Source organism: Xanthomonas vesicatoria ATCC 35937 (assembly GCF_001908725.1).
GTDB classification, from domain to species: domain Bacteria; phylum Pseudomonadota; class Gammaproteobacteria; order Xanthomonadales; family Xanthomonadaceae; genus Xanthomonas; species Xanthomonas vesicatoria.
Genome location: NZ_CP018725.1, coordinates 1,841,352 through 1,865,486 on the forward strand (window position 1 = coordinate 1,841,352; position 24,135 = coordinate 1,865,486).

A 24,135-nucleotide genomic window follows, 5' to 3' on the forward strand; every position below is an offset into this window, starting at 1 on the left:
TCAAACTCACCGTGGAAGACTGCAATGCGTTGCCGCAGCACCAAATCGGTAGGCGAATTCAACTCTGGTTCGCAACGCTATTTTTGATTTCCTCGGAGGAGATTTCGAGGGGCGTTTTGAATCCGAGTATCTTGCGTGGTCGGTTGGAGAGACGCTGTTCGATGCATCGCAGGTGCTCGTCGGTGATGGTGCTGAAGTCGGTGTGTCGTGGCAAGTATTGCTGTGTGAGGCCATTGGCACTTTCGTTGCTGCCACGTTGCCAGGGCGAGTACGGATCGGCAAAGTAAACATCAGCCTGCAGCGCGGTAGCGATGAGCCGATAGTCCGCAAATTCCTTGCCGCTGTCTGCGGTCAGAGTGTGCACGTGCTGGCGTCGCTTACCCAGGCGTTGGACGATGGCGTTACGCACGTTCTGGGCGGTGCCATCGGGGGAGAAGGCAAGCAGATGCGGGCGGCTGCGCCGCTCGGTCATGCTGACCACCACGGCCTTTCCGTGCGAGGCACGCAGGGTATCCAACTCCCAGTCGCCAATGCGGTGACGCTGCTCCACGACGGCTGGACGTTCCTTCCAGTTGCGCCGATCCTTAGCTGGCCACGACCATCGCGTACGCCGCCGTCGACGGCGCTTGCGGCGGCGCGGCGCAAGTGCCCGAACAGCTGGCGACCACCACGCTGATCGGAATAAATATGCCGATAGATCCATTCGTGACTGGCCAAGCCGGTGCGGCCGGCAATCTGTGCAGGAGAAGTCCTCGGCCAGCAAGGCCTCGATATGCACGATGCGCTCGGCACCGATGTGTGGGCGTTGACTCGCCTACGTGCGCCGCTGTTGGCTGGCGCGCTGCGCTTGCTCAGGGGTATACCGACTGCCATGCCGGTTGCGACGCAGTTCGCGGCTGGTCGCGCTCGGTGCACGCTCCAAAGTATCGGCGATCGCACGCAGTGATAGACCAGTTTTGTGCAGGGCATGCAGATCGTATCGTCCCGACAGGTCCAGGCGACTGGATGATATGGGCAACTCCACTTGGCGGTGAAGGGGCTCAGGTCAAATCGCCTGGACCGGTTCATAGCCCTTGGTGTTGCGATTGAGAGTTATATTCGCGACAGCTAAAAAACTACTGCGTGGCCACCAGGCGGGCGCGGCCGGTACTCGGAGTCCTCATGTACCGTCCGCACCCACCTGACGACCGCTCGCTACGTCTGTTAGCGCTCTAAACGGGTTACCACTCAGGTCGCGCTGCAATATTTCAGCGTTCATGTGAGAGGGTAGATAACTTGCCCGCCTGTCAGGAAGTATTTCTCTCAGCTCCTAACTTTTATATCCCTTATTTTTCAGAATATCTTTATATTCATTATAGAGCTTATAATCTTTCTTAATACTTTTCTTAACATCACTGGGAAGGCCTTGCGGGTACCCACCGTAAAGCATGCCCGCTCTCCGACTAAGTTCAGTGTCCTCTTGGAGAACGATGTCAGGCTTTCGGTCCTCGCAAGGTACTTCATGAATAGCGGGATTATCCGTCGAGAATCTTACATTGAAGATCTCTGCAGGCCGCCGACGTCGACCACTCATTCGCTCCAGACCTGTGAACTCAGCAGACGGCTGGAGGCCTGCCGGCTGTCTCTGCTGTGGTGGCGAGCTTTCTGGACTGCTTGCCACAGAATAATGATAGTTGCTACTTGATGCACCACGAATCGGGCTTGTCATAAATAACAATCTCCAAGATATAGTCTATTGCAACGCCAAGGATAGATGCTATTTGCACCTCAGCGTGACGCAGCAATGGTAATGCTCCTCTCAATTTAGATTCACAGATTTTCTAACTGAGAAGGCATGGCATCAGAAACGAAGCTTTTGACGTTTGTGCGGTTTTCTGATTCCTGCCGGTGTGGGTGACGGAGGTGATGATGACGTCACTTTTCTGGTTGTCTGAGATTGATTCTGGGTCCTGGCATTTCGGGCCTATTCAGTAAATTCCACATAGAATTATAATTGCAACAGCAATTTCTTCTACTCAGTAGTAGTAACCTATATCTGGAGATAATATTGAAAAAAATTATTACTTGCCTTGGGCTATTGACCCTTACGGCTGCATCTCAAATGGTTGATGCACAAGAGCCAAGTTTTTTATCACTGTGAAGAAAAGAAGGTGCGCATCAATATCCCTTCGATGCCACTAGGTAAAGCAGTGGAAAGGTTTACGGCGATAACCCATTGCCCAGTATCGATCGATGCGGATGAAGTTGCAAACACGGACGTGCGCGAACTACCGACTTCCTGTAAAAGGACGCATGCTCCCGTCTAATTTGTTGCGTCAGATGCTTTCAAGCACACCGCTTAAGAGTAAAAATATCCGGGGCGGATTTTCTATTTACCAAGAATAGGGCGACGAGTTCAACTCTCAATTGCAACACCAAGGGTTGTGAAGGGGTCCAGGCGACTTGACCTGAGCCCTTCACCGCCAAGTGGAGTTCTGATTAGCCCCGACTGTCAGCTAGCAATCGCAGGATCTGCGCCAGCCGGGGTGACGCTGTTGTCACCTGAAGCCAACGAGGGGGCGCAATGAGCATCAAGCAGTGCAGTTCCAAGCTGGATTGTCGATGCCGGAGTTCTGCGCGGCCTACGGCACGGAAGCCAAGTGCTACCGTGCATTCTACAAATGGCGTCCTGATTAGCCCCATCTCTCAGCCGGTCGTTGCAGGATCTGAGACGCTGCGGTCGGACAATGGTCTCACCTAGCGGCGACGGAGGTGGGACATGGCATCAATATCGTGCAGTTTCAACCGGGATTGTCGATGACCGAGTTCGTGGATCGCTACGGCACCGAAGCCAAGTGTTATCGGGCGTTGTATCGATGGCGCTGGCCGAAGGGGTTTCGCTTCCCGCAGTGCGAAGGCCGCGCACGCTCGCGCTTTCGACGCGGTGAGCAGGTGTACGACCAATGCCGTGCGTGCCCGCATCAAACCACCGTGCGTGCCGGCACGCTGTTGCAGTCCAGCAAACTGCCCTTGCGCCTGTGGATGCAGGCGATCTACCTGCTGACGTCCAGCAAGGCCAACCTGGCGGCACTGCAGTTGAAGCGGCATCTTGGAGTGGACTACAAGGCGGCCTGGCGCATGAAGCACAAGATCATGCAGGCGATCACCGAGCGCGAAGCGCCGCGAAAACTCAGCGGATTCGTGCAGATCGACGACGCTTATCTTGGCGGTGAACGCACCGGGGGCAAGCGCGGACGCGGTTCGGAGAACAAACAGCCGTTCGTGATCGCAGTGTAAGTGGACCACAACCACGAACATCCCGTCTTTGCGGTGATCGAGCCGGTGAAGGCCTTTGACAACGCTTCGCTGAAGGACTGGATCGCGCGGCGTCTGGAACCGGGATGCGAGGTCTACAGCGACGGCCTGGCGTGCTTTCGCCGCCTGGAGGATGCCGGGCATGCTCATACCACCCTGGACACCGGCGGTGGTCGTGCCGCAACCCAAGCCCAGGCAGCACGTTGGTTGAATGTGGTGTTGGCCAACGTCAAACGTGTGCCATCAGCGGCGCCTACCATGCGGTGCGCCAAGCCAAATACGCGCGGCGCTACTTGGCCGAAGCGGCCTATCGATTCAACCGCCGATTTCGCCTGGAGCAGATGCTGCCGCGACTGGCGACGGCGCTGATGCGCTGCAAGCCTTGCCCAGAGCGGGTTTTACGCATGGCAAGCAACTTTCATGGCTGAGGGACGGGGCTAATCAGGAATGGCGTTGGCCGCAGGGATTTCGCTGCCCTTGCTGCGCTGGATGTGGGCGCTCGCGCTTCGAGCGCGGTGGCGCCATCTACTATCAATGCAGCGCGTACCGGCATCAGACCAGCCTGATCGCTGGCACGATGTTCCAAGGCACCAAGCTGCCGCTGCGCACATGGATGCTGGCCTTGCACCTGTTGACCTCGACCAAGACCAACATGGCCGTGCTGGAGCTGATGCATCATCTGGGCAACAACTACAAGAGTGCTTGGCGGATGAAGCACAAGATCATGCAGGTCATGGCCGAGCGCGAAGCCACGCGTCGACTATCCGGGTTCGTGCAGATCGACGATGCCTACCTCGGCGGTGAGCGCAATGGTGGCAAGGCTGGGCGCGGATCGCAGAACACGCAGCCGTTCTTGATTGCCGTGCAGACCGATGCCAATTTCACCGCGCCGAGCTTTGTGGTGATCGAGCCGGTGCGTACCTTCGACAATGCCTCGCTCACGGACTGGACTGCGCGTCGCCTGGCGCCCGAATGCGAGGTTTATACCGACGGGTTGGCCTGCTTCCGCCGGCTAGAAGATGGCGGCTACGCGCACACCAAGCTGGACACTGGCGGCGGTCGTGCTCCGACAGATGCTGCTGATGCCCGTTGGGTCACCGTGGTGCTGGGCAACCTCAAGCGCGCCATCAGCAGCGTCTATCACGCCATCGCGCAAGGCCAACACGCAAGGCGGTATCTGCCGAAGCGGCCTACCGTTTCAATCGCAGATTCCGCTTGCCAGAGATGCTGCCACGACTCGCCACGGCGATGATGCGTTGCAAGTCCTGTCCCGAGCCGGCTCTGCGGATGGCCAGCAATTTTCATAGCTGAGAAACAGGGCTACTCAGGTGCCCGCATGTGCCTGGCCAATCGAGCCATTCCTTGTGATTGCACTTCAGTTGAACAAGGTCATCGTGAGCCACCCCTGATAACTCGGACACCTGAAAGCGAGGACAATCCTCGCAGGGAGGTGTTCGATGCAGAAGCGGCAGCGGTTTACAGCGGAGTTCAAGCGGGAAGCAGTGCGGTTGCTCAAGGCGGGAGATCGGCCAGCGGCCATGATCGCGCGGGAGTTAGCCATCCCGCGCAACCGGCTCTACAAGTGGGCCATGGATCTCGATGCGAAGGGCGCTGGCGCCTTTGGCGGCAGTGGCCGGCCCAAGGCCAACCCGGATGAACTGGCCAAGCTGCAGCGCGAGAACGAGCGGCTGCGCCAAGAGAACGAGATCCTAAAAAAAGCGGCGGCGTACTTTGCGCGGGAGCTACCGTGAAGTACGCCTGGATCCGAGATCAGCGGGGTTACCGGGTGCGTTGGCTCTGCCATGCGTTGGGCGTGTCGCCCAGCGGCTATTACGCGTGGTGCGCTCGCCGTCCGGGGCCACGCGCACAGGAGAATGCCCGGCTATTGCAGCGGATCGAGCAGTTGCACGCACAAACCCGCCAGGCGTATGGCAGCGAGCGCCTGTGGCGCGCGTTGCGTCAGCAAGGTGAGACATGCGGCCGGCATCGGGTGCGGCGCCTGCGGCAGGCACATGCGATCCGCACCAAACGGCGACAACGCTATCTGCGCACGCGCAGCACATACCAGCGTGCGGCGGTAGCGCCTAACCGGCTGGCATGGCCGTTCGTCAGTCCGGGGCCAGATCGGGTGTGGGTGGCGGACATCACCTTCATCCCGACCCGGATGGGCTGGTTGTACCTGGCGGCAGTTCTAGACATGCACAGCCGGCAGATCGCGGGCTGGGCGATGGGCCAGCGGGCCGATCAGGCGTTGGCCAGCGCTGCGCTGGCCATGGCGCTGCACCGCCGACGGCCAGCGCAGGGCGCAATCCACCATAGTGACCAGGGCACGCAATACACCAGCGGTGCATATCAGCGGCAGTTGCAAGAAGCTGGGCTGGTCGCAAGCATGAGCCGCAAGGGCATGCCTTACGACAATGCGGTGATGGAGAGCTTCTTCAGTTCGCTCAAACAGGAACTGACGCACCACGAGCGCTTCGCCAGTCTCGACGAAGCGCGCGGGAAAGTGTTCGAGTACATCGAAGTGTTCTACAACCGGCAGCGGTTGCACAGTGCGCTGGGCTATCGCTCGCCGGCCGAGTTCGAGAAGATGGCTGTTGTTCCCTAATTAACCTGTCCGAGAAATCGGGGGTGGCTCATCGCTCGATAACGATTACTACCTACGGCGGCCCCTCAGATTCCTGAGATTCTCCTTTGTGTCTGCCTCGAAGTTGTCGGCAACGTCCTTAGGGATACTCTGCTTACCCAGCGGTATGCCGCCTGCGTCTTCCAGATTCTGGCGGATGTCGCCTTTTTTCTTCTCCTTGTCCAGTTGCACTTCTTCGTAATGCAGGCCTGCCATCACGGGAATTTTTAGCATTTCAAAAGATTTACTGATGGTGCTTCCCACTACATAGCCTTTGACCGCATCGCTGGGTTTCCCACCCTTGGTTGCTCCCTTGGTCGTGCCCTTGGTCGTGCCCTTGGTTGTTCCCTCGGTCGTACCCTTGGTTGCTCCCTCAGTCGTGCCCTTGGTTGCTCCCTTGGTTGCTCCCTCGCTCGCCGCCTTGGCAGCACCCTCGGTTGCTCCCTTGGCTACTCCCTTGGCCGCGAGTCTGGCCGTTGGTCCACCCACTGCACCCACGACTGCACCCGCCATGTTGATACCGGCCAGCTTCCACGCAAGCGACATGTCGCCGCCTTGCAGTGCAGTGTCGAGAACCTGTGCCGCCTGCGCTTCGCCTTCCAATGCCAGCGACGCTGCGTCTGCAAACTCGCCGATCACGGGGATGCCGTTCAGCGCACTCAGGCCTACTGAAGCCCAGTCCAGAATCTTGCTGTCCCATTTGAGGAACTCATGCAGCCCCTTGCCGACGGTGCCGATGTCCTTCTTTTTCTTCTTGATGTCAGGTTGATCGGCTTTGCCCATCAACATGTCGTCGACAGCCTTCTTCTGCTCGGGCGATGTGGCCGCGTGGGCCGGCGCCTTATCCACAGTCTTGTTGGCCGCCGTCATGTGCTCGTAGAACTGCTGAAAATCCTTGTCGCTGATCTTGCCCGAGTCGACGACATGGCCACCGCCAAAGAAGCTGTGCGGCTTCTTGTAGCCGGTGATCGAGTTGTTCAACAACCCGAACAGCAGCGGGTCAGCCGATAGCTGTTTGGCGGCGTCGCGCACGGCGGGGTCGGCTTTATCGTCATTGATGATCTTGTCGAGCTTGTCGCGGGTTACCTCCTTGCCGTCGCCGAAGAACGCGTCCCGATGGCTATTGATCGTGTCCAGCGTTTTCAGTTCGGGCGCTGTCAGGTGCATCTGCGATGCGGATTTCTGCAGGAAATCCGGGGTGCTCATGGAGCCCGAATCTCCCGCCAGCGCCGTCCACTGATCCGGATGCTCACGGAAATACTGTGCGGCGGCAATGACCTGCGGCGGACACTTTTGGGTATTGCTGTCGCCTTCGACCAGCTGCTTGAATGCATCCTGGTTCAGGTCCTTCGGCAGATAGTCCGAGTAGCGATAGAACTCGCGCATCGCGTCGCTTTCGGTCATGACTGTCGGCTGGGCCTTGTCCGGGCTGTCCGACGCCACATAGTTCTGCGTGTAGCCTTTTGCTTGCTTGGTGGCGTACTCCGCCACCTGCGAGTGACCTGCCGAGAACTTGCTGAGGTCGCCGGACTTGATCTTGCCACCGCATTTGCCATCGCCTTGCGAGCCGATCGCGAAGAACAACCGTGGATCGTTCTGCAGTTCCGTCAATGCCTTCTTCAGATCCGGCGGTGTCGCGGGATCGTTGATCTTCGCATCGAGATCGGCCCACGCCAGCGGCAGCTTGTCCTTGTGGCGATCGAGCGTGGTGACGATCTCCAATTCGTTCTGGGTGAGCGTGCCGCCGTCCCACGTGACCGAAGAGCCGTCGACCGGTGGCGGCAGGTCGCGGCCCTTCATTTTTTCGGGGTTGTAGGTCGCGTTCTTCCCACCCATGGCAGTGACTTGCGGATGGCGATCGGCAAAGTCGTAGAGGTTGGCCGCAATCAGCTTGCCATTGCACTTGCCCTGGTCGTCGTGGTGGTGCTTGCCGTGGCCCTGGGATGCCATGGCGAAGAACAGGCCAGGATCCTGCTGCAGGCCTTCCAGCGCTTTTTTCAGGTCGGGCGGGGTGGACGGGTCGTTGATCTTTTCGTCCAGTTTGGCGAACTCGATCGGCGTCATGTCGCGATGCTGATTGAGCGTGGAGACGATATCCAGTTGGGACTGCGTGAGCGTGCCGCCGTCCCAGGTGACCGTTGAGCCCTCTGCCGCCGGAGGCGGCGTCTTTCCAATCAATTTTTCGGGATTGAAGGTCGCGTTCTTGCCACCCATCGCAGACACCTGCGGATGGCGGTCGGCGAAGTCGTAGAGGTTGTCGGCGATGAGTCTGCCGTTGCACTTGCCCTGGTCGTCGTGGTGGTGCTTGCCGTGGCCCTGAGATGCCATGGCGAAGAACAGGCCAGGATCCTGTTTCAAGCCTTCCAGTGCTTTTTTCAGGTCGGGCGGGGTGGACGGGTCGTTGATCTTTTCGTCGAGCTTGGCGAACTCGACCGGCATCTTGTCCCTATGCTGGTTGAGCGTGGAAACGATCTGAAGCTGCGACGGAGTCAGCGTGCCGCCGTCCCAGGTCACCGATGACCCAGGCATGGCTGGTGGCGCGTCGTCTCCCTTGATGTCCTTGGCGTCGAACGGAGTGGGCAGCGTCGGCCACGACGTGCGTTGCTCGATCGGCTGGCCGGCTTGAATATCGTCGGCTGAAGGTGTGCCCGGCCCCGAAACGCCGTTGCTTGGTCCGTTGCTTGGTCCGTTGCCGTAGACGGCTGCGATCAAGCGATAAATCTGTTCCAGGAACAGATTATCCATCGCCAGCAACAGATCAGAGTCGTTCATCGACGAATCGCATCCGATCAACCCCGAGGACGATGAGTCATCCATTGGAGGTAGATACAGACCATTGGTGTTCCCGGTCGAAAGCGTGTTGAGCGACATGTATGCGGCCTCGCAGTGGCAAAGCAGGACAGAGCATCTGCATATGAGTAACTGCTCATACGGCCACACGGGCATGTCTCGTGCGGCGAGCACAAATGTTGCCACCGCCAAAATCAGATGCACGCGCCGATGAACTATTTTGGCGAAAAAAACGCAGAAAACAGAATGTGTGGGCGAGGCCGTTGCCCTACATCAGCCCAAGGCAATCTGATAGACGCCGACCGAGAACGGGAGAGCGCACTACAGCCATCTGCGTCACCCAGCAGCGTTGTTCAAGCGTGAAAGATCCAGCCTGGTGGCCAGTGCTGCGTTGGGCGCTCGTGGCACAACACAGCATCACCACGCCGCTCCGTGCACACACAGCGCAGCAGCGGTGCTAGCGCAATACGCCACCTCCATGCGCGTGCCGCAGCGGTGCGCCACGGCATACGCGCTGCGTTCTTTATTGGCCAGCCTGCAGCTGCCTGCCCGCCAAATCGGGGCTGGCGATGTTCTGATCGGCAGCGTCTGCAAGCGGGCCGCAAGAGTTGCCCGCTATCGCCTGCAAAGCAGCGCCGTCGCGGCACGGACTAGCCGGCCGCGAATCTACGCATACTCGCGTTCGCGGCCCAGGTAGCTGTTCTCCGGGGTCAGGCGTTGCTGCACATCTGCCCGGCCCCAGTCGTGCGGCTCGATCACCAGGCCGGCATTTCGCAGGCCGATGAGATGCTGCCGGACGCCTTGGTAGCGCTGGATGGCGGCAGCGACCTCGGCATCGTTGAGCTTATCTTGCAGCAGTGAGCGAATGTCTTCTTCGGTCAGTGCAAGGATGGCCCGCTCCATCTCGGTATCTGCCACCGGCGGCAACGCGGTGCCATGAAATGCCCTTCGTTGCGGATGTTCCAGGTCCGGCTGGGCCGCGTCCGGGGCGGTCAGTTCCGCGCCGAAACAGTTGTCGTTGTCGATGCCCGTGACCTTGGCGCGACCATCGGACTCGACGTGGATGAAGTAGTTTTTGTCGTGGCGATCGGCCTCGCCCGTCAAATGGTCTAGCAGCTGCAGTTTCATCACTTCAGCGCACACCTTCGCCTGGGCCAGCATGGACGCATCAACCTCTTCGGCGGGTTTTCCCGGAGCGCGCTCCATGATCAGGCCCAGCGCGGGGTTGAAGGGGTCTTGCCCCAAGTTGATCGGCGCCACGCGCGTGTCAACGATCACGTGAAAACCGAGCTTCCTTGCATAGGCCACGGTTGCGAGATTGCGCATTGCCGTTTGCGGGTCTTCCCTGGAAATGCCCGTCAATCTGGCAACCACGCTCCACTCTTCCGGATCGGGCGGCTCGTGGCTGAGCGGCTTGAACACCGCGTTCATCGCCGTGCCATCCGTATTACGGATCTGAACCTCGTACACCGTATTGGACCGGCCAGCTCCCAGCTCTCTCGGCGCCTGCTCCTGCGCGTTGGTGAAAGCGGGCATGGTGTCGTCTGTCATCTTCAGATTCAGCCGCGTGTACAGACGATCGATCGACAAGCCATTCACCACGTCATCGAGCAGTTGCCGGTCGCTGGCCAGAATGCCCTGGCCCAGAATGGCCTCGTCCAGCGCTTCGGCCATTTTGTCGACCGCCACCAAGGGATCGAGCTGGCCGGCATCAGCGATCGCCATCAGATCGCTGCGCAGCAGTGCCTCGAACGCCATCCTTCGCTCGCCTTGCATCGGTTGGGGAGCACCTTTGCGGATCATCTGCCATCGATCGGCCACGGTGACCGGTTGCACTCTGGCCGCCCGCGCCCTCAGCCGCTTCATGGTCTTTCCACCGTCGGGCAAGGCAGTGTGCATCAGCTGCGTCAGCGCCTGGCGCCGGGCCTGCTTGACCAGCTGCGCCTGCTCCGCCTTCGCGGCTTGTTCCTGATTTCGCTCCTTGGCCAACAACGCGCCCAGCGTCTGGCGAGGAACCGACGGGCGCTGCGGCACCTCTGGCGAAGGCAGCGGGCGGCTATCGGATGAATGGAGCTGGATCTCGCCCCCTTGACTGGGTGGAAGGCTTTCCACCGTGGGCGGCACTGGCCGATGGCCCGTGGCAGCTGGCTGCCTGCGCACCGGGCTGCGCGCTGCGGGACGCTGCCTGGCCGCGCCCTTAGGCCGCCTGGGCGCACGACCCAGTTCTGGCGGTTCACTCGGAACCACTGACGTCGTGGGAACCGACGTGGACGGCGCGTTGCCATGATCGGCAACGGGATGGGGTTTGGGGGTGCTCCAGCGCAATTTTTGCAGCACGACGAGGTCTCTCTCTGCCATCGAGACGGCGGCACGGTGCAGTATGCCGACGCCTGGCACCAGACCTGCTGGCCGCTGCGAAACGCAGAGCGGGGATGCGAAAGATCGGGCAACGGCCGACGCAGCGCGGCGCGCGTTGCTTGCTGCGCATGTCGCTTGTTCAACCCGGAAGATTGAAGCGGGTTGAATTGCCACCCCGCCCCCAAAAAAAGCAGCGCTGCGTGGGAAAACGCGTCGCTGCCTGGACTCACCTCACCGCAAACGGCGCTTAGAAGTCGTAGCTCAACGTCACCCGGCCCGAGCGCGGCGCCTGGTAGGCCACCACCTGATTCCACAGCGGGTTGGTGGTGTTGTCCGGCAGCTGCGAGAACGGGTAGATGTTGGTGGCGGTCTGCTCGTTGGTGATGTTGAACACATCCAAGCGCAGCGCCAGCTTGCCGTCGGCGAACGCCGGCTTGTAGGTCACGCCCATGTCGAGCTGGGCGATCCAGCCCAGGCGGCCCTGCGAGCCTGGCGGCGATGCGCTGCCGGTGCCGGTTTCCGGGTTGTAGCAGTAGTGGTACGGCCCCCGGTGATCGCGCTGCCGCCGTAGCCGGCCGGATCGCGACCGCTGTACTCGGTGCCGTAGTAGTTGCCCAGGCAATTCTGCGGCGCGCCGGAGATCAGGCTGAAATTGGCCGAGGCGCCCCATTGCGGGTTGAACTGGTAGAAGCCGAACAGCTTGAGCTGATGCCGGTGGTCGTTGGATTGATCGCCGTTGAAATGCTCCATCAATGCCGGGTGGTCCCAGCTCTGCGTGGTCGAGACCGAGGCCTGGCCCTGTTAGCTGCCCAGTGCGCCGCCGGTGCGCCACAGGTCTGACCGCACCTGGCCTTCGGTGGTGCCGTAGCTATGCGACCAGACGTAGTTGACCTTGGCGTACCACTTGCCGTCAAACGGGCGCTCCAGGTTGAATTCCACTGCCGAATAGTTGCGCTTGAACTTCGGGAACCCCGCCGCTTCGCGGCTCACCGACACTTCATGGAACTGGCCATCAGTGCCGATCACGCCCCAGGTATTGGTCTGGCCCGGATTGATCAGCGATGCGCCGGCGACCTGCGAGAAGTCGATGGTGACGCCCTGCGCAGCCGCGGCGGCAATCAGCGCGGTGTTGGAGACGTCGTAGTTCTGGTCGTCGATGCCGGCATTGAGCCGACGATGCGTGCCGCGCACGCCCAGCACCCAGCCACTGTCCAATTGCTTGGTGAAGCCGAGGATGACTTCATCCTGATTTTCGCCTTCGATGTCCTTGGCCACCGCGGTGCGTACATCGGCAATGCGGCCGAAGCGCGAGTTGGCCGACACCGCCGAGCCCAGCTGCTGCGCCAGCACCGGCGTGCCGTCGGCATTGATGCCGCTGTAGGTGAAGTAGGTATCGGTGGTGGTGGCCGGGGTGAACAGGCTCACCGCCGACAGCGGCAGGCCGAGGTAATAGCGCCCGAGGTTACCGAACACCTTCAGGCTGGAATCGCCGTTGACGTCCCAACTAAAGCCCAATCGCGGCGCCCAGGCATTGTCCACTTCGATATAGGGGTCGCCGAACGGCGTGTAGTTGGTGAACTCGTCCTTGCGCAGGCCGATGCTGAGCAGCAAGTTGTCGGTGACCTGCCACTTGTCTTCGATGTAGTAGGCCCGCTGCTTGGCCTCGTACGAATACAGGCTGGTGTTGATGTTGCGCACCACGTAATAGCCGCTGGAGCCGTTGACCGGATCGACCAGGCCCGGGCTGGGGGCGCCGATGCCGCCGGCTTCGTTGGCCGACTGGCTGACCAGTCCGCCGGTCGCCAGGCCGTTGGGATCATTGGTCTGGCCGTAGGTCCACGCAAAGCCGGGGCCGGACAGCACCGAACCGACATCGATGCCTTCGGACTTCTGGTTATCGATACCGAAGTTGAGCGTGTGATGGCCGAGACGCCATTCCAGATTCAGGCGCTGATTGTCTTTTTGTACTCGCGGTCGGGCGAGCTGACCGAGGTGACCAACTGGTTGCCGATACGCGGTGTGCCGCCGGTGTAGGCCGGGTTCTGCAGTGCGGCGCTGCTGATCACGGGCCCGCCAGCGGCGTCGTAGTTGAACGGGGTCAGCTCGTCGGGCGTTGTCATCTTGCCGTACAGCGCCGTCACGGTCAGGTTGTCGCCGATGTAGCCGGTGTACTTGCCGGTGAACAACGTGGGGCCGGTTTTCCAGGTGGATTCGTCGGTGAAGTAGCTGCCGCGCTGGCGCGCCAGATAGTCGTAGCGATAGATCGAACCGTTGGTTTCGGCCTCGTCGCTGGCACCGGTCACCTCGATCAGGTGGTTGTCGGTGATGTTCCAGTCCACCTTGGCGTACCAGCGCTTCTGCTTGTAGTCGTAGTCGGTGAGGCCGCCGGTACGGCCGTTGTCGGTGTCGCGATTGGTGCCCACGCGCACGCCGTCCGAATCCACCTGCTCGGCGGCCAGGAAGAAGAACAGCTTGTCCTGGATGATCGGCCCGCCGACATAGGCGCTGTAGGTGGTCTGGTTGGCCTCGGCCTCGCTGGCAGGTTGGTACAGGCCGTTGGCCGCGCGCGCATACCGGTAGGCAGCGTTATTGACGGTGCTGGCCTGGCTGTCCGGGCGCCAATAGATATCGCGCTGGTTGGCGCGCAAGCCGTTCGGCTCCCAGATCACCGCTGCGCCGAACGTCCATTCGTTGGTACCGCGCTTGCCGATCTGGTTGATCACGCCGCCATTGGCGCGGCCGTATTGCGCACCGTAGCCGCCGGTGAAGATTTCCTGTTGGTCGATGGCGCCATACGGCAGGGTCAGACCACCGAGGTTATTGCTGATGGTGGTGGTGTTGAAGCCGTTGAGGTAATAAGCGTTTTCGCTGGCGGCCGAGCCGCCGAAGCTGGGCAACGAACCACCCAGCGGGCCGTTGTCGAAGCCGCCACTGTTGACCACCACCCCCGGTGCCAGCAGCGCGATCGCCTCGGCGGTACGCCCCAGCGGCAATTGCTGCAGCTGTTCGGCGGTGACCACGGTGCGGGTGTCCACGCTGCTGACGTCGATCGTGGCAAGACTGGCGGCATTGACGGTGACGCTGTCGAGGGTCTGCACGCCGCTCCCCGCGGCGTTGGCGGCAGCGAACGACACATCGGTGTTGGCACCGACGGTGATGGCCACGTTCTCGCGGGTTTCCACCACCGCGCCGTCGCGCTTGACCGTTACCTTGTAGGTGCCCAGCGGCAGGTTACCGGCGGTGTAACGGCCGCGCGCATCCACCGGCACTCGCGACTGAGGCCGCTGTTGTTTTCCACCACCACGCTGGTGCCATTGCCCTGCCCCACGCTGCCGACAATGCTGCCGGTGGTCGACTGCGCGTGTGCACTGCCGATGGCCACCACCAACGCCAACGCCAAGGCACGCTTCTGGATACTACGGTTCATGCGTTCTCCCCAAGATGGAAACTGCCGGCAATGCGGCTAAATGAACGGGGCCAACGGCCGCCGGAATCACACTTTCTGGACATCGGCGGCGGGGCGCCAATGACCGCACGCCATCAGCTGATGCCCAAACTGTCGATACCGTCGCGTTCGATCATAGGCAGCCAAGTTCCCCTACCCGACGGCTCCGGCGGGTAGGCGGGCCACTGCCGGGTAGGCGCGCGAGGCCACAGGCCTGACAATGGCGGACGCGATGCCCGCTGCCGGGCCTCGCTGCCCCCAATCGGTATTCCTCAAGGATCTGCGCGCATGAATCACACCCGCTCCCACGCCCTGTTCGCACAGGCACAGACCCTGCTGCCCGGGGGCGTCAATTCACCCGTGCGGGCGTTCAAGTCGGTCGGCGGCGAGCCGTTCTTCGTGGCGCGCGCCGACGGCCCGTATCTGTACGACGTCGACGACAACCGCTACATCGACTACGTGGGTTCGTGGGGCCCGATGATTGCCGGCCACAACCACCCCGCCGTGCGCGAAGCGGTGGAGCGCGCCATCCGCGATGGGCTGTCGTTCGGCGCGCCATGCGCGGCCGAGGTCACCATGGCCGACACCATCACCCGACTGGTGCCGTCCTGCGAGATGGTGCGCATGGTCAACTCCGGTACCGAGGCCACCCTGTCGGCGGTGCGCCTGGCGCGCGGCGCCACCGGGCGCAATCGCATCATCAAGTTCGAAGGCTGCTATCACGGCCACGGCGACTCGTTCCTGGTCAAGGCCGGCAGCGGCATGCTGACGCTGGGCGTGCCGACCTCGCCGGGCGTGCCGGCAGGCTTGAGCGAGCTGACCGCCACGCTGAGCTTCAACGACTTCGAAGGCGCCACCGCCCTGTTCGACGAGATCGGCGCCGACGTGGCGGCGGTGATCATCGAGCCGGTGGTGGGCAACGCCAACTGCATTCCGCCGCTGGCCGGCTATCTGCAGCATCTGCGCACGCTGTGCACGCGGCATGGCGCGCTGCTGATCTTCGACGAAGTGATGACCGGCTTCCGCGTCGCACTGGGTGGCGCGCAGGCGCTGTACGGAGTGACGCCGGACCTGACTACCTTCGGCAAGATCATCGGTGGCGGCATGCCGGTAGGCGCGTATGGCGGCCGTCGCGACCTGATGGAGCAGATCGCACCAGCCGGGCCGATCTATCAGGCCGGCACCTTGTCGGGCAATCCGGTGGCCATGGCCGCGGGCCTGGCGATGCTGGAGCTGGTGCAGGAACCTGGCTTCCATGCGCGCCTGAGCGAGGCGACCAGCGTGCTGTGCGAGGGGCTGGAAGATGCCGCGCGCGCCGCCGGCATCGCGGTCACCACCAATCAGGTCGGTGGCATGTTCGGGCTGTTCTTCACCGACGAAATCGTGGAGAGCTATGCGCAGGCCATCGCCTGCGACACCACCAGCTTCAATCGCTTCTTCCACGCGATGCTGCAGCGGGGCGTGTATCTGGCACCGTCGGCGTACGAAGCCGGCTTCATGTCCAGTGCGCACGATGCGGCGGTGATCGATGCCACGCTGGCGGCGGCGCGCGAGGCATTTGCCGACGTCGCACGCTAAGCGCGCCTTCGCCGACGCGCGTTGCCAGAGTGATCGCCGGCCACGGCCAGCCCACGCCGGCGGACGACCACGGCATCGACGCAGGGGCGGTGGCAAGGGTGGAGGCGCCGCTGCAGGCCGGATAGCGCGGCGGCGTGGCAAGCGATGCATCTGCACGTGGCGGGCCTGCAATGCACGTTCGCCTCAGCCGCTTTTACGCGGACATGCTCACTTGCCCGGTGACAACAACGGCCACTGACAAGGCACCGCATCGCCCGCCCGGCCGATGCGGACCAGAGTGACCGGCCGGTACGCGTGGAGCCGCCGGCATGCGCTTGCGGCAATGAATAGGCGCAGCCATTCCTCGACCCGACCGCACTGATCGGCCCGCCGGGGCGAACAGTGCTTGACCCAGCGCACAGCCTGCACATTCGCCTGAGACGGCAACGGCAGTTAGCCCCTGCGCGCTTTGCTTTTGTCTTGCTGCTGTCATACTTTTCTGGAAGGTGCTCACGGACGGGCATGGGTGGGGACCCTCGAAGCAGCCGATCCTGTCGTTGTCGCCGTCTTGGTGACATGCCGGCCGTCGCCGCTGTTTCAACACGTTGTGCAGCGTGTCGAGCCGACGCGCTGCTGACGCTTGCCACGGCCGCTCTCGCCTCATGCTCAAGCCTGTTGCGTTGCTCACCCCGCGCCGGTCACCGTCGCGCGACCACGCTCCTCCCGATTGGCTGCTTGCCAGCAAACTGGAGCCGCCCTTGCCGCGCCCGGCTGCGGTGGTGCGCGAGGCCTTGCTGGCGGCGCTGGATCAGGCGCAGCTACGCCCGCTCACCCTGCTGCTGGCCCCGCCCGGGTTTGGCAAGACCACCGTGCTTGCGCAATGGCATGCGCGCCAGCGTGCGCACGGTGATGCGGTGGCCTGGCTGTCGCTGGATGAAGAAGATGCCGATGCAGCACGTTTTCTTGGCCACCTTGCGTTAGCGCTGCAGGGCGCGGGCGCCGATCCGGCGCTGTGCACCGGGGTGATGCACAACCGCGACCAGGACCCACGCGACGCAGCCACCGTGCTGATCCGCGCACTGCGCAGCGCACCGCGGCGGATCAGCGTCATTCTCGACGACTACGATCGGATTGGCAGCGGCCCGGTGGACGAGCTGGTGTTGCGCCTGATCGAACACAGTAGCGGGCGGCTGCATCTGTTGCTGGCCACGCGCCGCGTGCCGGCGTTGCCGCTGGCGCGGCTGGACCTGCAGGCGCAACTCAGCCGCCTTGGCAGCGCGCAGTTGGCGCTGGACAACGACGAAGCACGCGCGCTGCTGGGACCGCAGATTTCCGCGCCCGTGCTCGACGAGCTGGTGCGCTACACCGAAGGGTGGCCGGTCGCGCTGCATCTGGCGCGGCTATGGCTGGCAGGCGATGCGCAACGCCAGCAGGACGTGGCTGCGCGTTTTTCCGGGCGCAGCGCGCAGATTGCCGCGTATCTGGCCGAACAGGTCGTCAACGATCTGGACGCCGACACGCGCGACCTATTACTGCGTACCAGCCTGCTGGAACGCGTCAACGGCGCGCTTGCCGATGCGGTGCGCCAACGCGACGACAGCGGCCGGCTGCTGGCGCGACTTGAACATTTCCATGGCTTGCTGGTGCCACTGGATGGCGAGCGCGAATGGTTCCGCTATCACCCGTTGTTTGCGGACTTCCTGCAGCAATTGCTCGAACGCGACTACCCAGGCCAGACCGTGCACCTGCATCAGCGCGCGGCGCGCTGGTTTGGCGAGCACCAGCATCTGGCTGACGCCGTGCGCCATGCAGCCCGCGGCGACTGCGGCGACCTGGCCGCCAGCTACATCGCGCGCGCCGGCACCTGGCAGTTGTTGCTGACTCACGGCGTGCATGCGGTGCGCGCGCTGTTGCGTCATTTCGACCATCGCAGCATCCGCGATACCCCGGCACTGAATCTCACCCAGGCGTATCTGCATCTGAAACTGGGCGAGTTCAGCCATGCCCGGCTGTTGCTGGAACGCTTCCGCGACTTCCCGGCTGCCGTGCGCGAGCCGCTGCAGCGCGATTACACCGTGGTGGTGGCATTGCTGCGCGACCGCCTGGACGAAATTTGCGGCAATCCGCATGGCCTGACCCAAATCGCCGCGCAGGCGAACGCATTGGACGAAGACGATCATCTGGGCCGCGGCACCTTGCTGTGCATTTGCGCCAACACCGCGCTGGCACAGGGCGGCTTTGCAGTGGCCGAGCGCTATGCGCTGGCTGCACGCGATGAGATGCACCGCGGCGGCAGCGAGCTTGGTGCCAGTCAGGCGCTGCTCTCGCTTGGCCAGAGCTTTTTCTACCGTGGGCGGCTCGGCGATGCCGAAGCCTGTTATCGACAAGCGCTGAACGGGTGCGCACGTACGCCGCAACTGGACCGCGTGCTGGAAGCGGCCGGCAGCTGTCTGCTCGCGCAAGTGCACTACGAGCGCGGTCACCACGACGATGCCGCCGACCTGCTGCATCCGGCGCTGGAGCTGCTTGAGCAGCACGATGGCGGCGTGGACGTGCTGGCAGCTGCGTACGACACCGCGCTGGGCCTGGAGCGCGGGCGCGATCACAGCGGGCGCAGCGCGCTGGTGTTGCTTGAGGATGTCGAGCAGGTCGCGCATGGGCGCAAGCTGGCGCGACTGACCGAGCTGGCGTCGGCCTGGCGACTGATGTTGCTGCTGGAACACCCCGGCAACGCCGCGATCGATGTGGTGATCGCGCGCACTGGCGGGGAGTCGGGGCTGGCGCACACCCTGCGCTCGGCGCATCGCTGGCGCGATCGTGCGGCGATGGGCTTTGCATTGGCACGTTGGCATCGCCTGGCCGGGCGCAGCAATGCGGCGCTGAGCATTCTCGGCCAGATCGAGCAGGCCTGCCTGAGCAACGACAATGCCTGGCATCTGGCGCGCACCCGCGCGCGCATCGCGCTGGTGCTGCAGCAGCGTGGCGAGCTGCTCGCAGCCCTGCCGCATCTGTACAGCGCGCTGGACCACGTGGCGCTGACGCAGAGTTGGCAGGCGATCGTCGAACTCGGCTTGCCGGCCAAGGCGATGCTGCGCTCGCTGCGTCAGCACGACCCGCACACCGTCGGCGGCACCACGCGCGCATTGACCATCCAGGCGCTGCTCGAACGCCTCAGTGGCGACGAGGATCCCGCCAGCGATGTGTTCAGCGAGCGCGAACTGGAAGTGCTGGCGCAACTGGCGCGCGGCTACTCCAACAAACAGATCGCCCGCCATCTGCACCTGTCGCAAAACACGGTCAAATTCCATCTCAAGAATCTGTATCGCAAGCTCGACGCGCGTAGCCGAGAGAGTGCCTTGGCGCAGGCGCTGCAGCGTGGTGTGCTGCGCGCGCAAGACACGCAGCAGGCATTGGATGCACCGCCGCGTTGAGCGGCGTGCGCATCATTCTTGATGTCTGCTGCACTGGCGGTCACCGCAACACCACCACGCGCACGCATGGTGATGCGGCTTCCGTCGCCTAATCAGGCAGATGCGTCATGCGACAAAGACGATAGACAGCGGCGCCAAGCGCCCACCATCATCCAAAGCTCAACGTGCCCTTCATCATCGCCCAGTGCCCGGGAAACGAGCAGAAGAACGTGTAGGCACCGCCCTTGGTCAGCTTGCTGGTCGCGAAGCTGACCGTGGTGCTTTCCCCACCACCGACCACCTTGGTATGCGCGATCACGCGTGCATCGGCTTTGGGCAGATAGCTGTCGGCAATGGTCGAGCGCACACCGGCATTGGCAACCGCCTGAAAATCGGCGGACTTGGTCAGCACCCAGTTGTGCCCCATCACCGTGGCGGCCATCTTGCCGGAGTGCTTGAGCGTCACATCCACCTGGGTGCAGTCGCGCGCGATCGTGATGGCGCTCTGGTCGAACTTCATCTGGTCGTTGCCGGTGATGGTCACCGCGCACGTCCGTGCCCAGGCCGAGGGCGCCATCGCCATCACGCCAAGCACGGCAATCGTCGAGAACAATTTCAAGGCATTACTCCTGCGATAAGAAAGACCTGCAAACGGCCCACACTCGCTTGCGTCGGTGCGGTCAGAGTAACGCCTTCCCGTTGCCAAAGCAGTGCTGCACAGCCGCATGGTATTTGCGTGCGGCGATCCAGATGCGTCGGCGACAGACATCCGGCACAACGCGACAGCCGCGCCGATACATCACCGCGCCTCGGTCGCGCAGACAACATTACGCATAGCGGAAGAAATCCCGCATTGGCTCGTGCACATCGGCTATGGCCGGCGGCAGAGGCAGCGGGCCGCGCTTGCCGGCCATCACCTGCACGAAGGCGTGTTTGAAGCGTGCCATCTCCGCCTCGGTGCCCACCGTGATCCGCGACCAGGTTGGCCACACCGGCCAGCTGCGGCCGATGAACACACCAAAGGTGGCCATGTCGTCCTTGAAACCGGCCGCGGGCCGCTTCACGTCGACCATGAAGCAGTTGCTCTCCGATGCCGTGCAGGCGTAGCCCTGCTTGGTGAGGAAATCGATGACGTCCTGCCGCGTGGCCGCAGTGCGTGCGCGGCGCTGCGGCACTAACTCTGGGTCGCGCAAGCTTGCCAGACCCGCAGCGGCTGCGGTTACTGGCAGGCTGTTGACGCTGTAGAACATCAGCTTGGCCAACAACTCCGGCCGTGCCGCGGCGTAGCCCAGGCGAATGCCGGCCATGCCGTAGAGCTTGGAGAAGGTGCGCAGCACCACCACGTCTTCGCCCGCCGCCACCATGTCCACCACGCTGCGGGTACTTTGCGCGAAGTGGATATAGGCCTCGTCCACCACCAGCACGCTGCCCTTGGGCTTGTGCGCCAGTGCGTAGTCCAGGTCCTTGCGCGCGGTCACCGAACCGGTCGGGTTGTTGGGATTGCAGATGTAGATGACGCCGGCAGTGGCATCGGCGGCGCACATCGCCTGGACGTCATGCGAAAAATCCTTGCGCAACGGCACCTTGATCAACGTGGCGCCATTGCGGGTGGCTGCGCGCCACCCCGACTCGTAGGTCGGGTCGGCGGTGACCAGCGCCGCGCTGGGCGAGGTAAAGGCCAGCATCGTGTAGTCCAACGGCTCGGTGGAGCCGGCATAGGCCATCAGATGGTTCACCGGCAGCTTGAGCTCGGCCGCCAGGGTGGTCATCAGCTCCATCTGGACCTCGCGCAGGTAGCGCCCGCCTTGCGGTGCGATCTGCGCAATGGCCCTGACCGCTGCTGCGGAAGGGCCATCCGGGAACTCGTTGGAGCCGATCATCACCGACGGCAGCGCGCTAGCGGTGGGTGGCGCGATGGCAGCGGTGCGTTCGGCGGCGCTGGCAAGCAGCGGTAATGCACCGGTCCCCGCGCCACCGGCGGCACCGGCGAACAGGGCGGAATCACGCAGGAACCTGCGACGCGATACGGCGGTCTTCATGGCGCTCTCCGGCAAGGCAACGACGCAAGTTCAAGGACGCACGGCAACCACTTCGATCTCCACGCGATACAGCGGATTGCCCAGCGCAGCGATCTGGAAGGCCGAGCGAGCCGGCAGATTGGGCTGTTCCTTGGTACCGAAGAACTGGCGGTAGCCTTCCATGAACCCGTTGAAGTCCATCTTGCCGCCCATCGCCGGGTCGCCGACCAGAAACACCTGCATCTTCACCACATCGCCCATGCCCAGGCCGAGCGACTTCAACTGCTCCTGGATCTGCTTCAACACGCTCACCGTCTGCGCCTTGGTGTCGCCGTAGGCGGCCGCTGAATCCTTCGGCGCGCTGGCGTCCACCACCGCCGGCACTTTGCCGCTGACATACACGGTGGCCTTGCCGGCCGGGATTTCCACCGCTGCGGCAATGGGGAAATCGCTGTTGGGAATCTTGTGACGGATTACCTCGGCAGCAGCTGCGGCGCTGAGGCCTGCAGACAAGACGACGGTGGCGACGAGGGCATTGACGGCGGGACGGAACATGGCAACTCCTTGGAAGAGAGAATCAGTGGCGCAGCAGCTTGACGTCGTCGGCAGTGACACGCTCGGCATGGTCGTTGCCGAAATGGGTGCGCACATAGCTCACCACCTCGGCCACCTGACGGTCTGTGAGCATGTCGCCAAATCCCGGCATGCCGGCGTGCCCGTCGAGCACCATCATGGTGACGTAGGGCGCGGCCGCCAGCTTGGGGTTTCCGGCAAGCGCCGGGTATTCGCCGGCGCCCTGTGCACCACTGCCTGCCGGCATGTGGCAGCCCTGGCAGACCGCGCTGTAGACATGCTCGCCGGACGCGGTGGCGAACCCCTTTTGCGGATACAACACGGTGGCGTCGGAACTTTGCGCCTGCGCATCTCGCAGACCGGGCGGCAGCAGCGCAGCGCCGATGACCAGCGCAACGGCCGCAGCAAACACACGTGGCAACAGATTCATGCGCGGCCTCCCCCGGCAATGACCTTGCGATGCAGGCGGCCGACGACATCGTGCGCCGACAGGATCGCGCCCTCCTGCCAGGCCGGGATATAGGACACATGCTCGCCCGCCAGCGCCAGGCGGCCGTCGATCTGGCACAGCGGCTCGTAATGCTCGGCGCGCGCCTGCTCGCTCCACATGCCGAAGCAGCCATGCGTAAACGGCACGCGGTGCCAACCGACCGCAATGCCGTTTTCGAATTCGCGCGGATATTGCGGATGCAACTGCGTCCCGTACTCGACCGCCCTGCGCACCCGCTGCTCGGGGGACATCGAAGTGAACTGGTAGGCGTCCAATCCCCACACATACGCCCCGAGCAGCACGCCCTTGCCGGCGCTGTGGTAACCGGTGCTGGGATAGCTGATCAAGGTGATCGGCAGATCGGTATAGCTGATGCCGCCGTAGATCGCTTCGTCCTCTTCCCAGAAGCGCCGTTTGAATTGCAGGCCCACCTTGACCGACGCGGCATACGGCACGCTGCCGATCGCGGTGGTCATCGCATCGCTGGCGGTGGTCGGAATCCGGCTGAGCACCGACAACGGAATCGTGCAGATGCACCAATCGGCGCTGGCCACGCGCTCTTCGCCGCCGCGCGTGGCGTCCTGCCAGGACACGCGCACGCCGTTGCCGTCCTGATCGATCTTGGTGACCTTGGCGTTGTAGGTGATGGCATCGCCGAGCTGGCGCGCGAACGCCTTGCCGATCTGGTCCATGCCGCCCACCGGCTGGAACATGGTGGTCTGCATTTCGTAGTTGTTGCCGGCCGCCAGCGTTGTCCACAGCCGCGAAAGCAGCACGTCCTGCACGCTGAAAGGCTCGGAGAACTCAGGCTTGCCCGACAAACCGCCACCGGGATAACGCGCAAAGCCGCGTCGCTCGCTACTGTCCTTGCCTTTGACGTAGCCGAACCTGTGATCGAGCGCGCCCCAGGTGCGCAGCGATTCCAGCAGCACTTCCTGGTCTTCGCGGCTGACTGCCGTATCCAGTGCATGCTGCTGCGTGCACTTGGCCAGCAACTCGGAGACATGGCCCTTGTAATCGGCATCGATCGCGCGGAACCGCTGCGGTTTGCCATCGAAACCTTTCTGGCTATGCAGCAGCGCGTTGTAGTTGACCTGATTGAAGGCTTCCAACGCCACGCCGAACTGTTTGCAATAACTCAACACCGCCTTGTGGTGATGGGGAATGCGCCACGGCCCGGGATTGAGATACAGCCCGTCGTCGAACTGGCAATGCTGCGTGGCGCCGCCCAGTTCCGTATAGCGATCGCCGCCGCGCAGCGTCCAGTTACGGCCACCGGGGCGGCCGTTGTATTCCAGCACCTGCACGCGATAACCGGCCTTGCGTAATTCGAAGGCAGCGGTCATCCCGGCCAGGCCCGCACCCAGAATCAGCACCGATGCGCCCTTCGGGTCGCCATCCAGCTGCAACGGCCCGGTAAAGCGCGATTCGGCCGCCATGCCCAGGCTGCTCATCGCCTGATACATCATCGCGCCGCCGGCGGTCATGCCGATGCGCGCCAGCAACTGCCGCCGCGTCATCGCCCCAGTGTGATTGCCTTGCATCAACGCACATCCCCTGCATGTCATGGACAA

The 24,135-nt window shown here is 62.9% G+C and carries 15 protein-coding genes and 4 pseudogenes; 6 read left to right on the plus strand and 13 right to left on the minus strand.

The window, feature by feature from the left end; genetic code table 11:
- Window positions 1–58: 58 nt before the first annotated feature.
- Window positions 59–1,012, minus strand: a pseudogene (locus tag BJD12_RS07995) (IS30 family transposase).
- A 1,784-nt stretch (window positions 1,013–2,796) separates the two neighbouring features.
- On the opposite strand from BJD12_RS07995, the pseudogene BJD12_RS23765 reads away from it, so the two are divergent.
- From BJD12_RS23765 to BJD12_RS08035, 4 genes and pseudogenes are all read left to right on the plus strand, one after another.
- Window positions 2,797–3,722: pseudogene (locus tag BJD12_RS23765) on the plus strand (IS1595 family transposase).
- 20 nt (window positions 3,723–3,742) lie between these two features.
- Window positions 3,743–4,605, plus strand: a pseudogene (locus tag BJD12_RS08025) (IS1595 family transposase); the annotation flags it as partial.
- Window positions 4,606–4,751: 146 nt separating this feature from the next.
- Complete coding sequence (locus BJD12_RS08030) at window positions 4,752–5,045, plus strand: transposase (protein WP_058562726.1); 294 nt, start codon at window positions 4,752–4,754, stop codon at window positions 5,043–5,045.
- Window positions 5,042–5,902 carry an IS3 family transposase gene (locus BJD12_RS08035; RefSeq protein ID WP_005992929.1) on the plus strand — a complete coding sequence of 287 codons (861 nt, stop codon included), beginning with the start codon at window positions 5,042–5,044 and terminating at the stop codon, window positions 5,900–5,902. Before BJD12_RS08030 ends, BJD12_RS08035 begins: the two co-directional genes overlap by 4 nt.
- A gap of 48 nt (window positions 5,903–5,950) precedes the next feature.
- Here the strand turns inward: BJD12_RS08035 and BJD12_RS08040 are convergent, their stop codons facing one another.
- From BJD12_RS08040 to BJD12_RS25225, 7 genes and pseudogenes are all read right to left on the minus strand, one after another.
- Entirely contained in the window at window positions 5,951–8,791 is a 2,841-nt protein-coding gene (locus BJD12_RS08040) for an HrpF/NolX family T3SS translocon protein (RefSeq protein WP_042828742.1), read from the minus strand.
- 585 nt (window positions 8,792–9,376) lie between these two features.
- Window positions 9,377–10,822, minus strand: a complete 1,446-nt coding sequence (locus tag BJD12_RS08045; RefSeq protein ID WP_228860943.1) for a hypothetical protein — start codon at window positions 10,820–10,822, stop codon at window positions 9,377–9,379.
- A 493-nt stretch (window positions 10,823–11,315) separates the two neighbouring features.
- Window positions 11,316–11,519, minus strand: a complete 204-nt coding sequence (locus tag BJD12_RS25205; protein ID WP_074059349.1) for a hypothetical protein — start codon at window positions 11,517–11,519, stop codon at window positions 11,316–11,318.
- Window positions 11,510–11,821, minus strand: a complete 312-nt coding sequence (locus BJD12_RS25210; RefSeq protein WP_155759267.1) for a hypothetical protein — start codon at window positions 11,819–11,821, stop codon at window positions 11,510–11,512. The genes BJD12_RS25205 and BJD12_RS25210 overlap by 10 nt, the downstream gene beginning before the upstream one ends.
- A 48-nt stretch (window positions 11,822–11,869) precedes the next feature.
- Window positions 11,870–13,420 (minus strand): TonB-dependent receptor domain-containing protein, encoded by a 1,551-nt coding sequence (locus BJD12_RS25215; protein WP_324250516.1) that lies wholly within the window; start codon window positions 13,418–13,420, stop codon window positions 11,870–11,872.
- Between the two features lie 428 nt (window positions 13,421–13,848).
- Window positions 13,849–14,337, minus strand: a pseudogene (locus tag BJD12_RS25220) (carboxypeptidase-like regulatory domain-containing protein); the annotation flags it as partial.
- Window positions 14,274–14,495, minus strand: a complete 222-nt coding sequence (locus BJD12_RS25225; RefSeq protein ID WP_162096973.1) for a hypothetical protein — start codon at window positions 14,493–14,495, stop codon at window positions 14,274–14,276. The pseudogene BJD12_RS25220 and the gene BJD12_RS25225, both read right to left, overlap by 64 nt.
- A gap of 306 nt (window positions 14,496–14,801) precedes the next feature.
- Between BJD12_RS25225 and hemL the strand changes: the two genes are divergently transcribed.
- On the plus strand, window positions 14,802–16,091 hold the full coding sequence (gene hemL / locus BJD12_RS08070) for a glutamate-1-semialdehyde 2,1-aminomutase (RefSeq protein ID WP_005997185.1): 1,290 nt from the start codon (window positions 14,802–14,804) through the stop codon (window positions 16,089–16,091).
- A 641-nt stretch (window positions 16,092–16,732) separates the two neighbouring features.
- Window positions 16,733–19,501 (plus strand): winged helix-turn-helix domain-containing protein, encoded by a 2,769-nt coding sequence (locus BJD12_RS08075; protein WP_005997186.1) that lies wholly within the window; start codon window positions 16,733–16,735, stop codon window positions 19,499–19,501.
- 148 nt (window positions 19,502–19,649) lie between these two features.
- Here the strand turns inward: BJD12_RS08075 and azu are convergent, their stop codons facing one another.
- The 5 genes from azu to BJD12_RS08100 form a co-directional block, all read right to left on the minus strand.
- Entirely contained in the window at window positions 19,650–20,099 is a 450-nt protein-coding gene (gene azu / locus BJD12_RS08080) for an azurin (protein ID WP_005997187.1), read from the minus strand.
- Window positions 20,100–20,307: 208 nt separating this feature from the next.
- Window positions 20,308–21,519 (minus strand): pyridoxal phosphate-dependent aminotransferase, encoded by a 1,212-nt coding sequence (locus tag BJD12_RS08085; RefSeq protein ID WP_005997188.1) that lies wholly within the window; start codon window positions 21,517–21,519, stop codon window positions 20,308–20,310.
- 30 nt (window positions 21,520–21,549) lie between these two features.
- Complete coding sequence (locus tag BJD12_RS08090) at window positions 21,550–22,053, minus strand: RidA family protein (RefSeq protein ID WP_005997189.1); 504 nt, start codon at window positions 22,051–22,053, stop codon at window positions 21,550–21,552.
- Between the two features lie 22 nt (window positions 22,054–22,075).
- Window positions 22,076–22,501 (minus strand): c-type cytochrome, encoded by a 426-nt coding sequence (locus BJD12_RS08095; protein WP_005997190.1) that lies wholly within the window; start codon window positions 22,499–22,501, stop codon window positions 22,076–22,078.
- Window positions 22,498–24,105 (minus strand): flavin monoamine oxidase family protein, encoded by a 1,608-nt coding sequence (locus BJD12_RS08100; protein WP_005997191.1) that lies wholly within the window; start codon window positions 24,103–24,105, stop codon window positions 22,498–22,500. Before BJD12_RS08100 ends, BJD12_RS08095 begins: the two co-directional genes overlap by 4 nt.
- Between the last annotated feature and the right edge of the window lie 30 nt (window positions 24,106–24,135).

Bases quoted from the DNA above. Each gene is read 5' to 3' on its own strand.
- BJD12_RS08030 (WP_058562726.1), top strand. From the start codon at position 4,752: ATGCAGAAGCGGCAGCGGTTTACAGCGGAGTTCAAGCGGGAAGCAGTG.
- BJD12_RS08095 (WP_005997190.1), bottom strand. From the start codon at position 22,501: ATGAATCTGTTGCCACGTGTGTTTGCTGCGGCCGTTGCGCTGGTCATC.
- BJD12_RS08100 (WP_005997191.1), bottom strand. From the start codon at position 24,105: ATGCAAGGCAATCACACTGGGGCGATGACGCGGCGGCAGTTGCTGGCG.
- BJD12_RS08090 (WP_005997189.1), bottom strand. From the start codon at position 22,053: ATGTTCCGTCCCGCCGTCAATGCCCTCGTCGCCACCGTCGTCTTGTCT.
- BJD12_RS08075 (WP_005997186.1), top strand. From the start codon at position 16,733: ATGCTCAAGCCTGTTGCGTTGCTCACCCCGCGCCGGTCACCGTCGCGC.
- BJD12_RS08040 (WP_042828742.1), bottom strand. From the start codon at position 8,791: ATGTCGCTCAACACGCTTTCGACCGGGAACACCAATGGTCTGTATCTA.
- hemL (WP_005997185.1), top strand. From the start codon at position 14,802: ATGAATCACACCCGCTCCCACGCCCTGTTCGCACAGGCACAGACCCTG.
- BJD12_RS25225 (WP_162096973.1), bottom strand. From the start codon at position 14,495: ATGAACCGTAGTATCCAGAAGCGTGCCTTGGCGTTGGCGTTGGTGGTG.
- BJD12_RS25205 (WP_074059349.1), bottom strand. From the start codon at position 11,519: ATGGGCGTGACCTACAAGCCGGCGTTCGCCGACGGCAAGCTGGCGCTG.
- BJD12_RS08085 (WP_005997188.1), bottom strand. From the start codon at position 21,519: ATGAAGACCGCCGTATCGCGTCGCAGGTTCCTGCGTGATTCCGCCCTG.